This window comes from Paenibacillus sp. B46(2026) (assembly GCF_056786355.1).
On sequence record NZ_CM165907.1, the window covers coordinates 4,694,638 to 4,708,778 of the forward strand.

At 47.7% G+C, this 14,141-nt stretch carries 14 protein-coding genes; 1 reads left to right on the plus strand and 13 read right to left on the minus strand.

Going from position 1 to position 14,141, the window contains the following annotated elements; genetic code table 11:
- Positions 1–45: 45 nt before the first annotated feature.
- The gene (locus AC1S8V_RS21055) at positions 46–1,422 is read right to left on the minus strand and encodes a class I SAM-dependent rRNA methyltransferase (RefSeq protein WP_482070598.1); all 1,377 of its coding nucleotides are present in this window, start codon (positions 1,420–1,422) and stop codon (positions 46–48) included.
- A gap of 551 nt (positions 1,423–1,973) precedes the next feature.
- Between AC1S8V_RS21055 and AC1S8V_RS21060 the strand changes: the two genes are divergently transcribed.
- A complete protein-coding gene (locus tag AC1S8V_RS21060) occupies positions 1,974–2,975 on the plus strand; it encodes a Na/Pi cotransporter family protein (RefSeq protein WP_482070599.1) in 1,002 nt (333 codons plus the stop codon).
- Positions 2,976–3,038: 63 nt separating this feature from the next.
- On the opposite strand, the gene AC1S8V_RS21065 is transcribed toward AC1S8V_RS21060, so the two are convergent.
- From AC1S8V_RS21065 to hrcA, 12 genes are all read right to left on the minus strand, one after another.
- Entirely contained in the window at positions 3,039–3,473 is a 435-nt protein-coding gene (locus AC1S8V_RS21065; RefSeq protein WP_036615070.1) for an NUDIX hydrolase, read from the minus strand.
- Between the two features lie 113 nt (positions 3,474–3,586).
- On the minus strand, positions 3,587–4,933 hold the full coding sequence (gene mtaB / locus AC1S8V_RS21070) for a tRNA (N(6)-L-threonylcarbamoyladenosine(37)-C(2))-methylthiotransferase MtaB (protein ID WP_482070600.1): 1,347 nt from the start codon (positions 4,931–4,933) through the stop codon (positions 3,587–3,589).
- A 2-nt stretch (positions 4,934–4,935) separates the two neighbouring features.
- On the minus strand, positions 4,936–5,700 hold the full coding sequence (locus tag AC1S8V_RS21075) for an RsmE family RNA methyltransferase (protein ID WP_482070601.1): 765 nt from the start codon (positions 5,698–5,700) through the stop codon (positions 4,936–4,938).
- Between the two features lie 138 nt (positions 5,701–5,838).
- Positions 5,839–6,519 carry a site-2 protease family protein gene (locus AC1S8V_RS21080; RefSeq protein WP_074095894.1) on the minus strand — a complete coding sequence of 227 codons (681 nt, stop codon included), beginning with the start codon at positions 6,517–6,519 and terminating at the stop codon, positions 5,839–5,841.
- Positions 6,520–6,522: 3 nt separating this feature from the next.
- A complete protein-coding gene (gene prmA, locus AC1S8V_RS21085; RefSeq protein ID WP_482070602.1) occupies positions 6,523–7,488 on the minus strand; it encodes a 50S ribosomal protein L11 methyltransferase in 966 nt (321 codons plus the stop codon).
- A 190-nt stretch (positions 7,489–7,678) separates the two neighbouring features.
- Positions 7,679–8,071: a hypothetical protein gene (locus tag AC1S8V_RS21090; RefSeq protein ID WP_482070603.1), complete on the minus strand. Its 393-nt coding sequence runs from the start codon at positions 8,069–8,071 to the stop codon at positions 7,679–7,681.
- The gene (locus tag AC1S8V_RS21095) at positions 8,064–8,243 is read right to left on the minus strand and encodes a YfhD family protein (RefSeq protein ID WP_062835520.1); all 180 of its coding nucleotides are present in this window, start codon (positions 8,241–8,243) and stop codon (positions 8,064–8,066) included. The genes AC1S8V_RS21090 and AC1S8V_RS21095 overlap by 8 nt, the downstream gene beginning before the upstream one ends.
- Before the next feature lie 243 nt (positions 8,244–8,486).
- Positions 8,487–8,855 carry a hypothetical protein gene (locus AC1S8V_RS21100; RefSeq protein ID WP_482070604.1) on the minus strand — a complete coding sequence of 123 codons (369 nt, stop codon included), beginning with the start codon at positions 8,853–8,855 and terminating at the stop codon, positions 8,487–8,489.
- A 239-nt stretch (positions 8,856–9,094) separates the two neighbouring features.
- Positions 9,095–10,219 carry a molecular chaperone DnaJ gene (dnaJ, locus tag AC1S8V_RS21105; protein WP_482070605.1) on the minus strand — a complete coding sequence of 375 codons (1,125 nt, stop codon included), beginning with the start codon at positions 10,217–10,219 and terminating at the stop codon, positions 9,095–9,097.
- A gap of 129 nt (positions 10,220–10,348) precedes the next feature.
- Complete coding sequence (dnaK, locus tag AC1S8V_RS21110; protein WP_482070606.1) at positions 10,349–12,193, minus strand: molecular chaperone DnaK; 1,845 nt, start codon at positions 12,191–12,193, stop codon at positions 10,349–10,351.
- Between the two features lie 159 nt (positions 12,194–12,352).
- The gene (grpE, locus tag AC1S8V_RS21115) at positions 12,353–12,925 is read right to left on the minus strand and encodes a nucleotide exchange factor GrpE (RefSeq protein WP_482070607.1); all 573 of its coding nucleotides are present in this window, start codon (positions 12,923–12,925) and stop codon (positions 12,353–12,355) included.
- Positions 12,926–12,960: 35 nt separating this feature from the next.
- A complete protein-coding gene (gene hrcA, locus AC1S8V_RS21120) occupies positions 12,961–13,992 on the minus strand; it encodes a heat-inducible transcriptional repressor HrcA (protein WP_482070608.1) in 1,032 nt (343 codons plus the stop codon).
- Between the last annotated feature and the right edge of the window lie 149 nt (positions 13,993–14,141).

Consider the following 14,141-nt stretch of genomic DNA (forward strand, 5'->3'; position numbering starts at 1 on the left):
GACTTTTGACTTGACCTATACTTCATTGGAACTTAAATCATACACTTAATTCTTTTTACTGCGCACTTCGAAAATAGCAAATTTCAGGTAATGTCCTTCATCCACGCCCAAAATTTGCGGGTGATCCTTACCAGCTGCCTTCCAGTCGATTAGACGCAGCACTTTGCCTGCATCTTCCGCTGCATCCGCAATCGTATCCAGGAAGAGGTCTGGACGCATGTGATACGAACAGCTGGCTGTTACCAAATATCCGCCCTCATTAACCAGTTTCATTCCTTGCAGGTTGATATCCTTATATCCACGGCATGCACCTTTGACTGCTGATTTCGTTTTGGCAAATGCAGGAGGATCAAGGATGACCACATCAAATGTTTTACCGCCAGCTGCAAGCGCTTTGGATGTATCCACTTTCTGTTCGCCTGCACGCGCACGTGCAGTACGTTCATCCAGCCCCTTCACTTGTTCACGCAAGTACTGGAATGCATCAGCAACTACGAATTCGACCCGGTCGGTGAAACCGTTCAGCTCCACATTTGTTCGTGCACTCTCAATGGCATGCTCCGAAATATCAAGACAAGTCACTTTTTTGGCTCCATACTTGCAAGCATTCAACGTAAAGCTGCCCGTGTGTGAGAAGCACTCCAGTACGGTGGCACCGTCCCAGTAAGGGAATGTAACTACCTTACCGCTTTTATTCACAGGCAAGAGCTGCTCTGTGCCATCCTGCTCGGTCGTTTGAAGTGTTATTCCACTCTTGTAGCCCCAACCCTTCATGAGGGGTTCGATCGCTGCACGATTCTCGCGTTGGTCGAAGAAGTAACCTGTCTTCTGTCCTTCCACGATGTCCACTTTAACGAGTAGTCCATTTTCTGTAACGGTGACATGTCGTGGGCACTCTCCGTACAGCGGACCTTTGGTCTGCTCCAAACCTTCCAGTTCACGAATCGAGACATCACTGCGCTCGTATATGCCTTCCGGCTGCATTACTTCAATGAGTGCTTGTACAATGGCTTCACGGCAACGATCCATGCCAAGTGTAAGCAACTGTACAACGAGGATGCTGCCGAATCGGTCAACGATCAATCCTGGCAGAAAATCAGCTTCTCCGTAAACGAGACGGTATGCCTCTCCATCCTGGATAAAGCGTTCCCGATGACGCAAGCAATCGCGAAAACGCGCTGCAAAGAACGCCGTATCCATCTGTTCGAACTCCAAGGGTTGATACGCTACAACTCTTACTGTGATCTGAGATGCGGGATTGTAATAACCTGTCGCCAGATAGCGACCTTGATGATTCAATACATTGACCAGATCTCCCGGTTCCGGGTTTCCGTCAACAGAGGCAATTTCATTGTTAAATATCCATGGATGTGCATGTTCAAGCCGCTTTTTGCGACTGCGTTCGAGTGTAACTGATGGCAAGGTAGATCCACTTCTTTCATAGTTAGTTGAAAAGATAGGTTTGGTGCAAAGGAGACGCTACGGCGACGAATTGTTCCTCTGATCGCTGTTATCCCCAGATTTTTTTGAACTCCCTTTTCTCAAAGGGAAAATCCGGGGATAAAGGCGAGCGCTTCGCTTCTTCGGTAACAATTTCGTCTTCTTCGCTGCGTTTGCACGAATCACCGTATCTTTCGAATTGGGGTGGGGCAGTTGAGAGCGTTGGCGCTAAGTTGTTACTTTAAGCGCTGTATGAGTGACACTACGGCGACGAATTGTTCTTCTGATCGCTGTTGTCTCCAGATTTTTTTGATTCCCTTTTCTCAAAGGGAAAATCCGGGGATAAAGGCGAGCGCTTCGCTTCTTCGGTAACAATTTCGTCTTCTTCGCTGCGTTTGCACGAATCACCGTATCTTTCGAATTGGGCGTAGTATTAAGGTTCGCTTCACTCTGAATTCCTTTAGGCTTGTCATGGTTGTCTTTTCTTACTCATAGGATGAGTTAAGGAACCGGACGGAAGGAATGGTGTTTCTATGTTTAGAGATGTTATATTGCCCCTACTCTATGGGCTTATTATCTTTTTTGGTGGCATGAAGCTGATGGAAACCGCCTTGCAGCGCATGGCTGGGCCCATGTTGGCAGGTTGGCTCAATCGCGCCACCTCTGCTCCATGGAAAGGCATGGCCTTCAGTGCAGGTGCAACGGCCTTGTTACAGAGCAGTACTGCGGTCACCGTACTCACCATTGGACTGGCTAATGCCAGATTAATTACCTATGGGCGGACACTCGGCATCATCCTCGGCACCAACATCGGGACATGCCTGACAACGGAGCTGGTGGGATTGCAGATCGGACGTGCTTCCCTGCCGCTACTCGTCCTGTCGCTAACGGGCTGGGCCATGTTTGTTGTACTTGGTGAACGCAATCTGGCCGCTCCTGAACGCACACGCCGGACTCTGTTTAACATCCAGTACAGCTTCCTCGCAGCTGCGGGATTTGCACTTGTTATGACAGGCATTCAGGTGATGCAATCCATTGCCTTACCCTTGCGGAGCATGGGCGTATTTCAATGGTTTCTCGACCGCTCGGCCGACAGCTTGTGGTGGGGCTTCCTGGCAGGTGCCTGTCTGACAGCACTCATTCACAGCAGCGCAGCTGTCATTAGCATGGCGATTACGCTCGCAGCCACAGGGGTATTGCCTGTGGAGATCGGCATCGCCATTGTGATCGGGTCCAACGTGGGGACCTGCATCACCGCTGTGATTGCTGCCGCGGGCGGAGCATCCGCAGGCAAATTTGTCGCAGCCTCCCATGTTGTATTAAACATTGCGGGAGCGCTGCTGTTTATGCCGCTGATCGGCCAGCTGCATGCAGCTTCGGCCTGGCTGACAGCGGACAACGGGGCACAGATTGCGCATGCCCAGACCCTTTTTAACATCACCAGTTCACTGCTCGCTTTGCCATTCTGTTACTTGCCAATCTGGCACAAAAAACCACCGGTCCACGCCCCCGCGGCGAAGTCACCCATGGCTTGATGATCTGCCTATCCAGACCCACAGAGCGCGCGGCTAACTGACTCGAACTAGAACTATAATGCGTTATACGTTAATGCCTAACTTGTTCAGGGCTACACGCAAGATATCATCGTTATTATCATATCCGCTCTGCTGCTGTAAGGACCATGCTTCTTCCGGAGCATACCAATCCACACCCTTGATTTCTTCAATCTGAGGCTGTAGATCACCACTCTCGGCTTCAACGAGATAATAATGAACTTCCTTGTCCACCGGGCCAAAATCTGCATGTTGGTACGTGTAAGCAATGATATCAACCGGCTCTACAATGCGACCCACCATACCTGTCTCTTCCAAAATCTCGCGCAGTGCCGTCTGTTCAATTGTTTCTCCATCTTCCATTTTGCCCTTGGCGAGAGTTGTTTTACCATAACGATCTACGATAAGCTGAATTTGAAGACGTCCGTCTTCCCCTGTTCTATAAACAACTCCGCCTGCTGAAATTTCTTTTTTGTTCATCGTGCTCTCCCCCATCAACTTCGATATCTTTATCTTATTTTTTGCAAAAGAAGGACCTCATCTCCCCGGGTAAGCTCCCCAAGGAAATGAAATCCTTGTTTCTGACGCCTCGATTACATCGCGGCGGACTTAAGTTTCTCTTCCAACACACGTACCAGCGTAGCCTGACTCTCGTTGACGCCGGCTTCAACCACTTTAACTCGGCACACTTTACCGACCATATCCATGGTTCCGTCAAAGACCAGTTGAATGTAGTTGTCGCTATAACCGTGCAGCTTGCCACTTCCCTCGCGGCCTTTGGCTTCACCTTCGGGAATAACATCCAGTACCTGTCCGACAAACTGCTCAGCGTACTCCAGCTGCATCTGCTCAGACAACTCAATCAGTTCATGCACACGTGCATTTTTGACCTCTTCGTGCACCTGATCTTCCATCCGTGCTGCTGGTGTACCTGTACGCTTCGAATAAGGGAAGACGTGCATTTCGGAAAAACCGATCTTCCGCATCAACTCATAGCCATTACGGTACATCTCATCCGTCTCACCTGGAAATCCAACAATAATGTCCGTCGTAATCGCCACGTCCGGCATCGCTTCCCGAATGCGAAGCATTTTGTTATAGAATTCTTCTGTCGTATACTTGCGACGCATGCGTTTCAATACTGTATCATCACCAGCTTGCAGCGGAATATGGAAGTGCCGTACGAGTTTATCCGAACGTTTAATCACGTCGAGCATGCGATCGTCAATCTGGCTGGCTTCAATCGAGCTGATTCGAATACGCTCCAAGCCCTCTACTTTATCCAAATCCCACAGCAGATCGGTCATATCGTAGTTCTCCATGTCATCCCCATACCCACCTGTATGAATACCTGTCAAAACAATTTCTTTGTATCCAGCGTGTACGAGTTGATGCGCCTGTTGAATGATGCTGTTCGCTTCCCGGCTGCGAGAGAGTCCACGAGACCATGGAATAATGCAGAACGTGCAGAAGTTGTTGCAACCATCTTGAATCTTCAGGAATGCGCGGGTACGGTCAGCGAAATCCGGTACGTCCATTTCTTCAAATACACGGGTTTTCATAATATTCCGCACCGCGTTAACAGGTTGACGGGACTCCTGAATTTCATTGACATATGGCAGAATCTTGTCACGATCCTGTGTACCGATAACCAGATCCACGCCAGGGATATCCAGAATCTCTGCCGGAGAAGTCTGCGCATAGCAGCCTGTAACGGCCACAATGGCCTCCGGATTGCGCCGAATGGCACGACGAATAATTTGACGGCTCTTTTTGTCGCCGGTATTGGTCACTGTACAAGTATTGATCAAGTATACATCCGCTGTCTGTTCGTCAAAGTCCACTTGATCGTATCCTTCGTTTTTGAACAATTGCCAAATCGCCTCTGTATCATAGAAATTAACTTTGCAGCCTAAGGTGTAAAACGCCACGGATGGCATAATTACATTCCTCCCATTTCTCCGGATTCATATAGCACACAAGTTAGTGCTGCCATTCCCGCTGTCTCGGCACGCAAAATGCGTTTGCCCAGTCCAACGGATACAGCACCAGCCTGATCGGCCTCGGCCGTCTCCTTCTCGGAAAATCCACCTTCAGGTCCAACAACGATCAGTACATCTGCACTTGCATCAGATGAAAGTTGCTCCACAAACGGTTTCAGCGCATCTCTCAGCTGTTTACCGTTTTCTTTCTCATAACAATAACATACCAGGCTATAGCCCTCAAAAGAAGATAACAACCCTTTCCAGGAAAGCGGCTGCTCGACGGATGGAATGCGATTCCGGTGACTCTGTTCGGCAGCTTCCTTGGCAATTTTCCGCCACCGCTCCAACCGTTTGCCTTCTTTCTTGGCATCATATTGCACAATCGTACGTTCTGATAGAAAGGGGACGAATGATACCGCCCCAATCTCGGTACATCTCTGGATGACCGTTTCCATCTTGTCACCCTTGGGCAAACTCTGTGCCACGGTTACGCGGATTCGTGCTTCATGGTCCATAACCAGAGGCTCTACAATATTGGCCGTCACTTGGCCTGTCTCAATACTTTCAATTTCAACTAATGCCTCTCTGGAGTTTCCGTCACTGACAATCAGTTTATCTCCAGGTTTACCACGCATGACCTTGCCGATATGGCGTGCATCATCACCTGTGATGATCACAGCGTGTTCATTAAACTGTTCTGCAGATACAAAATATCGCTGCATTAGTCAATCCACCCATTCTGTCCTGTTATGACTGGAATTCACCCTGCCTGCTGGCAGGCGTGAATCCAATCGCCACAGATGATCATACAACTTTTACGTGTTTCTGACCAGTATATCAGCCCAAAACACGATACGCTTTTAGCGATATAATTCAATAACCAGCTTTGCCAGATCCACATACATCGTTTGCGCAAACTCATACAAAGGTTGAATCGTCACATTTTGCAACGGAGGTATAACAAGAATCAATAGGAAGATAAAAATGGACCATTGCTCCACCCCTTGCAGCTTGCGGCTAATTGAAGGTGGCACTACATCTTCCAGAATCCGATAACCATCCAGTGGAGGCAACGGAATCAAGTTAAACAGGAAAAGGAAAAAGTTGGTTAAGTTAAAGATAGCGAAGAACGTCGTGATTGCTGTCAGCAGCCGCTCATTATCAATGCCGCCGAGTGCGCCCGAACCAACCAGTGAAGCATAGATGATTGTACCGATGATCGCGAGCAACAGATTGCTCAGAGGCCCTGCTGCGGATACGATGATACCCATCAATCTAGGCTTGTCGAAGTTAGCCCGATTAACCGGAACTGGACGTGCCCAACCAAAGCCGGCAATAATGAGCAACAGCACACCAAACAAGTCAAAGTGTACAACCGGATTCAGCGTGACCCGACCCAACAGCTTGGCTGTCGGATCACCGAATTTGTTGGCGAAATATGCATGCGAGAATTCATGCACCGTAAATGCGATCAGGATGGTCAGCAGGAAAAACGGAAGCTGATCGATCGGATAACGAAAGAACGAATTCCAAAAGTCCATACGTTACCCCTTTCTGGCTACATACGCCAGCCAATCCTCATCACGGTGGATCGCACTCACTTCAAACCCGGAGGCTACCAGTGCATCATGCACCACTTGCTCTTTGTTCTTCCAAATGCCCGACACAATATAGGTGCCACCAGACTCAAGCGCATTATAGACATCGTCCACGAACAACAAAATGATCTCAGCCAGAATGTTCGCAACAACAACTTTAACTGGCAGTTGCACACCAATCGCAGGGTCCTGACTCCCAAGGACGGACAACAGATCACTCTCTTTAACCGTAATTTGTTGCTCCAGCCCATTCAGTTCCACATTTTCCCTGGCACTGATTACCGCAACCGGATCAAGATCAAGCGCCAGTACATGTTTTGCGCCAAGTTTTATCGCTCCTATAGCCAAAATACCAGAACCTGTACCTACGTCAATAACTTCCTCCCCGCCCTGAATAACCGTTTCCAGTGTGCGCAAGCAGAGGGAGGTCGTTGGGTGGGTTCCTGTACCAAAAGCCATGCCTGGGTCAAGCTCAATTATTTTCTCATCTGGACTCTCTGGCGTATACTCTTCCCATGTTGGTTTAATCGTCAGACGTTCCGATACACGTACCGGCTTGAAATATTGCTTCCAGGCTGTTGCCCAGTCATTTTCATCCACTGTACGCGTCTCATAACGAACCTCACCTGTATCAATTCCGAATTCGGAGAGTTCCTCAATTCTCGGATTAACTTCTGACTGCAATGCAACCATGTCCGTACCTTCGGAGAAGTACCCTTTGATGACCGCAAAACCTTCCGGAATATCATTCAAAGGAACGTCGTATAACTCACCATATGTCGTGTCCCGTTTTTTATTTAAAGTACCGGACTCTTCAATCGAAACCCCTCCAGCACCCGCTTCATGTAAAAAATTCGAAATCATCTCCACAGCTTCTTCTGTGGTATGTATTGTTAGTTCATGCCATAACATACTTGGTTTTTCCTCCTCATTTTTCAAACATCCCAACTATTGTACTACACAAGCTAGCCGGAGCACAAAGCCGCACCAGTAAAAGAAAAACAAAACAGGATATCCGCAGCCTGACTGCTCGAATATCCTGTCATCTATTCATACATATCTGTTTCATTTACTTCAGCATTTTGCATAATTCGAATCTCACTTAGCAAAAACGCCCACCATTCTGCGTGATCATCTCAGCGGCTTGCGGGAGCGAATCGTTGGATACGGACACGGTCAGCAAAATTTCTTGTTTTAGCCTGTTTGCCGAATCCTCTTCGGGTGTATCATACACCTGACCATTGGACAGCATTTCCGTTTCATCACTAATCAGGGCAAGTACATTCAGTTCGCCACTAAATCCTCCAACGACGGCTGTAGGGGAATTATCGAAGCCCGTAACATCGTGTGAGTCCAATGCAGATGCTTCATTGCCAAGGCTCTCGATACTTAATTGGTTTGGGTGCAGCAATTCCAGGGCTCTTCGTGCAGACTCCGCCTCAGTCCAGCTTGTAAAAACAGCTTCGAGAGTCACTGCCGAGCGATCTTCAGTCATGAAGCTCCCGTCCCTGACGTCGATCAGCCGCTTCACTGCGGCGTAGTGCTTCTATATCTTCATGATCCGCAGCTTCAGCGCTGAATTCCACGTCTTCATTTTTGGCGGACTGCAATCGTTTCATCTTTTCCGTTTTCGTTAAAATCTTGCCTGGACGTTCATGTTCTGCCATTGTAATGCTCCTCCTTCAGATTTTATAAGTTCAACTAAATCGTATTTACACTGACACTCCGATGACAGAACAACCTTCCGATCGCTGTTATCCCCAGATTTTTTTTAATTCCTTCTTCCAAAGGGAAAATCCGGGGATAAAGGCGAACGCTTCGCTTCTTCAGGTTTTTTCTGTCCTCTCCGTTATTGTGTAAATGTTTAGATTGAATCTTATATTGTTGATCTAAATATATATTTCTTGAAACTAGATCATTCCACCGGCTTGTTCGATTATGGACATAGCGCGGTGATGTACCGATTCGTCTACAACGACAGTTAGTAATACATCCATTCCCGTAGGTCCACCTTGTCCACCATCACTCATCCCGCTTGCAGAAGGGTCCGCCGCAGCCATGATTCCAGCACTGGCATTTGTTTGCATCGAATCGGGCACCCATGATGAAAAACTGCCGGAAACGCCCGGCTTGTAGGAAGCCCCGCTTGGTCCTACACCCGCATATCGGCTGAATCGATTAATTGACAGGTCCTCCACTCGCAATGCCTCCAGTTTTTTGGCTGCCCCTTGAGCCTGCTCCGGGCTGTGAAAGTACGCCAAAATATTTTTCTCGGTCATCCGCTTCACCTGCTTCCCTAATTTCTCGCATATCAGCTATGCATATCATTCTCGCCATGCTATCTTTCCGCAAGTTTGCTCAGAATATACCGAAATGCTCCCACAATTTGCTACTGCCCTCGTATCCTACATCCATGGATTTTGCAAAAACCACTGAACCACTAAAAAAGGCGTACAAAAAAGGACACCCTGCGGTAAAAACCGCTGTGGTGTCCTTTTGGGCTTGCTTTATTTTATTCTCAGTCGCCGCGGAAGGCGCGTTTCACTCTATCAAAGAAAGATTGTTCATGCTCATGTGTTTGCTCTCCATCCAGCGCAGCAATTTGGCGAAGCAGATCCTTCTGCTCGTCATTCAGCTTACTAGGTGTAACTACAACCACTTTCACATGTTGATCCCCTTGCCCCATACCGCGCAGGCGTGGTACACCTTTGCCTTTGAGTCGGAAATACGTTCCCGTTTGTGTACCAGCTGGTACTTTCAACTTCACTTTTTCAGTCAACGTTGGGATTTCAACTTCATCTCCCAGAGCTGCCTGAGCAAAGGTAAGTGGGATTTCGCAATAAATATCGTCACCTTCACGCTCGAAGAAATCATGTGATTTCACGCGAATGACAATATACAGATCTCCCGCTGGTCCGCCACGCAGGCCTCCCTCGCCCTCACCTGTCATACGCAGCTGCGCGCCATCATCTACACCCGCTGGAATGCGAACATGGATTTTGCGTTGCTTGCGAACTTTACCGCTACCACTGCACGTTGTACATTTTTCTTTGATAATTTGGCCCGAACCACTACAGTTCGAACATGCACGACGATTAACCATACGACCAAACGGTGTATTTTGCACGACTTCCTGCTGACCGCTACCTTGGCAGACCGAGCAGGTTTCCGGTTTCGTTCCAGGTTTGGCACCTGAGCCATGACAAGTATCACAGCCTTCAGTACGCGGAATCGTAATATCGGTTTCTTTACCGAATACGGCTTCCTTGAACTCAATCGTCATCGTGTACTGCAGATCATTCCCCCGTTGCGGAGCATTTGGATCACGTCGTCCACCGCCACCGCCGCCAAAGAACATGTCGAAGATGTCGCCAAATCCGCCGCCGCCAAAATCACCGCCACCACCGAATCCACCCTGATTCGGATCGACATGACCATATTGATCATATTGTGCACGCTTCTGGCCGTCACTCACTACGTCGTAAGCTTCTTTAACTTCTTTAAATTTAGCTTCCGCATCAGCAGCCTTGTTTACGTCAGGGTGATACTGACGGGCAAGCTTACGGTAAGCCTTTTTAATCTCATCGTCGTTAGCCGTTTTACTAACGCCAAGCACCTCATAATAATCACGCTTTTTAGCCACTCTTCCACCCCCATATCATTCACCATATCGCACATCGTGACAAAAGGAAAGCCAAAGCGCGGGAGCCCCGGCTATGACTTTCCCTCTAATTCGAACGTCACCGATGTTTAATTCGCGTAGAACTACGAATTAGTTTTGTTTTTTATCTTCATCCACAACTTCGTAATCAGCGTCTACGACGTTGTCACGTTTAGCAGAACCTTGTTGCTCTTCAGTACCTTGTGCTTCTTGCTCTTGCGCCTGTGCTTGCTCATACAGTTTCACAGACAATTGTTGAACGATCTCTGTCAGTTCTTCTGTAGCAGCTTTGATATCTTCCAGATTGTCGGAAGCCAGAACGCCTTGCAGTTTTTCTTTGGCAGCATTTGCTTTTTCAACTTCGCCAGCATCTGCTTTTTCGCCAAGATCTTTGATCGTTTTGTCAACAGAGTAGATCAGTTGATCTGCACTGTTTTTCGCTTCAACGAGTTCTCTGCGTTTTTTATCTTCTTCAGCGTGCAGCTCAGCATCTTTCATCATTTGCTCAACTTCAGCATCACTCAAACCGCTGGAAGAAGTGATTGTGATTTTTTGAGTTTTGTTTGTACCTTTATCTGTCGCAGATACGTTAACGATACCGTTGGCATCAATATCGAAGCTAACTTCGATCTGTGGAACGCCACGTGGAGCTGGTGGAATATCACCCAACATGAAACGTCCAAGCGATTTGTTACCAGCTGCCATCTCACGCTCACCTTGCAGAACATGAATCTCAACGCTTGGTTGATTGTCTGCATATGTGGAGAATACTTGAGATTTGCTTGTAGGGATCGTTGTGTTACGCTCGATCATTTTAGTGAATACGCCACCTGCTGTTTCGATACCCAGGGACAGTGGAGTTACGTCGAGCAATACAACGTCTTTCACGTCACCTGTCAGTACACCCGCTTGTACAGCAGCACCCAAAGCGACAACTTCATCCGGGTTAACGCCTTTGTGAGGCTCTTTACCAGTCAGTTTTTTGATCGCTTCTTGTACTGCAGGAATACGTGTGGAACCACCAACCAATACGATCTTATCGATATCGTTAGCTGTCATACCCGCATCGCTCAATGCACGACGAGTTGGTTCAAGCGTACGCTCAACCAGACCTGCAGAGATTTCTTCAAATTTCGCACGGCTCAGGTTCAACTCCAAATGCTGAGGAACGCCATCAGCAACCGTGATGAACGGCAAGGAGATCGTTGTAGTCAATACGCCGGAAAGTTCTTTTTTCGCTTTTTCCGCTGCATCTTTCAAACGTTGAACCGCTGCTTTATCTTTACTCAAGTCAATGCCTTGATCTTTTTTGAATTCACTTACGAGATAATCAATGATCACTTGGTCAAAGTCATCCCCGCCCAGTTGGTTGTCCCCGCTAGTTGCTTTAACTTCGAAGAAGCCGTCACCCAGTTCAAGAATGGATACGTCGAACGTACCGCCACCCAGGTCATATACGAGAATCGTTTGGTCTTCGGATTTCTCCATACCGTACGCCAAAGCTGCTGCTGTAGGCTCGTTGACGATACGCAGAACTTCCAGACCTGCAATTTTACCCGCATCTTTAGTCGCTTGACGCTGACTGTCATTGAAGTAAGCTGGTACAGTGATAACTGCTTGAGTTACCGTTTGACCCAGATAAGCTTCAGCATCAGTTTTCAATTTTTGCAGGATGATTGCAGAAATCTCTTGTGGGGAATAGTCTTTGCTATCGATTGTTTCTTTGTGGGAAGTACCCATGTGACGTTTGATCGAGATGATCGTACGATCCGGATTTGTGATCGCTTGACGTTTCGCAGTTTCACCGACAACGCGCTCTCCATCTTTTTTGAAACCAACCACGGATGGGGTTGTACGTGCGCCCTCCGGATTTGGAATTACGACAGCCTCGCCGCCTTCCATTACGGCTACGCATGAGTTGGTTGTTCCTAAGTCAATACCGATTACTTTACTCATGGAAAAATTTCCTCCTCGACAATTTAAAATGAATGGGTCAGGTATGACCCTTATTAGATGTTCATGTTGCTAATCGTGCTCTATGTGTACAAACCTTTATATTAAACTTCGCCCACATTGTTCAACCATGGAGCTGACTCATTCTTTCCTGTTTGGAAATTATGAGCTGACTTTAACCATAGCTGGACGAAGCACTTTATCCTTCAGCATGTAGCCTTTTTGGACTTCCTCAACAACGATACCTTCTTCGTACTCGTCGCTCTCCACTTGCATGATTGCTTGGTGGAATTCAGGATTGAACGGTTGTCCTACCGTTTCCATCGCCGTCAGACCTTCATTCGTCATCACGGTTTCCAATTGACGGAAAATCATTTGGATGCCTTTGGAGAAAGATTCGGACTCTGTTCCTTCCGGTACAGTAGCCATGGCACGCTCGAAGTTATCAATAACCGGTACCAATTCGGTGACCAGCTTCATCGAAGCGTATTTAGCCAATTCCTCTTTTTCCTTCTGCGTACGACGACGGAAGTTGTCAAAATCAGCCTGTGCACGGACATAACGCTGCTGTTGCTCCTCAGCTTCTGCCTTCAGACGTGCAAGCTCATCCTGCTCCTGATCAGCGATCTCTTCAGCTTGTGCTTCTGCAGCGCCAGCTTCATTGACAGGCTCCTGCTCAGCTTCTGTTACCTCTTGTTCTTCTGTAAATGATTGCTCCTCTTTCAAGATGTTCACCTCCTTATGCGAATGAAATGGTTCATTCCCGTCTATTATTTGAAACGATGCGTCAACATCGACGTCAAATCACGGGATAGTGTATTTAGAATATGAATGACACGTGCGTAATCCATCCGCGTGGGTCCCAGAATACCGATCGAACCCAAGGCCTCGCCGTCCAATGAATAGGATGCTGTAATCAGGCTGCAGTTAGCAAAGGCTTCATGATCATTCTCGGTACCTATTCGCACCTGAATACCAGATCCACCCGGCACGGGCATCATCAATTTCATGAGTGTTGGTGTCTCCTCCAGCAGGTCAAGAATATCTTTTACCTTTTCGATATCTTTAAACTCCGGTTGAGTCAGCATATTGGTGGCACCACTGAGGAACAAACGATTATCATGTTCGTTGTCAAAGGCACTGTTCAGCACCTGCATAACTTCCTCATAACGTGTAATATGCCGTTCCATCTCTTGCCCAAGTTCGGTATAGAGACGGGATTTCAATTTGTAAATGGGCACACCCACGAGCTTGGTGTTTAACAGTCGAACCACATTTTCCATCTCGGCTACCGAGATCTCTGGTGGAATCTGGACCGTCTTGTTCTCCACCTGACCGGTATTGGTCACAATGATTGCCACAGCTTCACTCTCGTTCAGCGGAAGCAACTGGAAGTGGCGAAGGGACGTATGGAATACTTCCGGTCCTAGCAGGATCGAAGTATAATTCGTCATATGTGATAAAATATTGGATGCATGCTGAATAACTTGTTCCATAACGTTCAGCTTTTCAGCGAAGAACGACTTCAGATCATCCAACTCCTGAGGCTCTACCTGATTCCAAGGAACCAAGTGATCAACATAATATCGATAGCCTTTATGGGAAGGAATGCGTCCTGCCGATGTATGCGGCTGTTCCAGGAAACCCATATCTTCAAGGTCCGCCATTTCATTACGGATCGTCGCCGGACTGTATCCAACATCTCCCCTTTTGGAAATGCTCCGGGACCCTACGGGCTCAGCTGAACGGATATAGTCATCCACTATAGCGTTCAGAATCATTCGTTGACGCTCTGTTAACATGGTGAGTATTCCCTCCTTCTGACTGTACTGTCCCATGTCGTTAGCACTCCGGCTAGATGAGTGCTAAGCGGTAATACAAAAATACCAAACTGACGTGAACATTGTCAAGTGAGTTTGATGAGTGGGCTCATCTATTTATAGTATAGACC

Excerpts from the sequence above, each read along its gene's own strand:
- AC1S8V_RS21090 (WP_482070603.1), bottom strand. The coding sequence starts at position 8,071 with ATGACTGAAGATCGCTCGGCAGTGACTCTCGAAGCTGTTTTTACAAGC.
- AC1S8V_RS21100 (WP_482070604.1), bottom strand. The coding sequence starts at position 8,855 with ATGACCGAGAAAAATATTTTGGCGTACTTTCACAGCCCGGAGCAGGCT.
- AC1S8V_RS21060 (WP_482070599.1), top strand. The coding sequence starts at position 1,974 with ATGTTTAGAGATGTTATATTGCCCCTACTCTATGGGCTTATTATCTTT.
- prmA (WP_482070602.1), bottom strand. The coding sequence starts at position 7,488 with ATGTTATGGCATGAACTAACAATACATACCACAGAAGAAGCTGTGGAG.
- AC1S8V_RS21095 (WP_062835520.1), bottom strand. The coding sequence starts at position 8,243 with ATGGCAGAACATGAACGTCCAGGCAAGATTTTAACGAAAACGGAAAAG.
- AC1S8V_RS21065 (WP_036615070.1), bottom strand. The coding sequence starts at position 3,473 with ATGAACAAAAAAGAAATTTCAGCAGGCGGAGTTGTTTATAGAACAGGG.
- mtaB (WP_482070600.1), bottom strand. The coding sequence starts at position 4,933 with ATGCCATCCGTGGCGTTTTACACCTTAGGCTGCAAAGTTAATTTCTAT.
- hrcA (WP_482070608.1), bottom strand. The coding sequence starts at position 13,992 with ATGTTAACAGAGCGTCAACGAATGATTCTGAACGCTATAGTGGATGAC.
- dnaK (WP_482070606.1), bottom strand. The coding sequence starts at position 12,193 with ATGAGTAAAGTAATCGGTATTGACTTAGGAACAACCAACTCATGCGTA.
- AC1S8V_RS21080 (WP_074095894.1), bottom strand. The coding sequence starts at position 6,519 with ATGGACTTTTGGAATTCGTTCTTTCGTTATCCGATCGATCAGCTTCCG.
- AC1S8V_RS21075 (WP_482070601.1), bottom strand. The coding sequence starts at position 5,700 with ATGCAGCGATATTTTGTATCTGCAGAACAGTTTAATGAACACGCTGTG.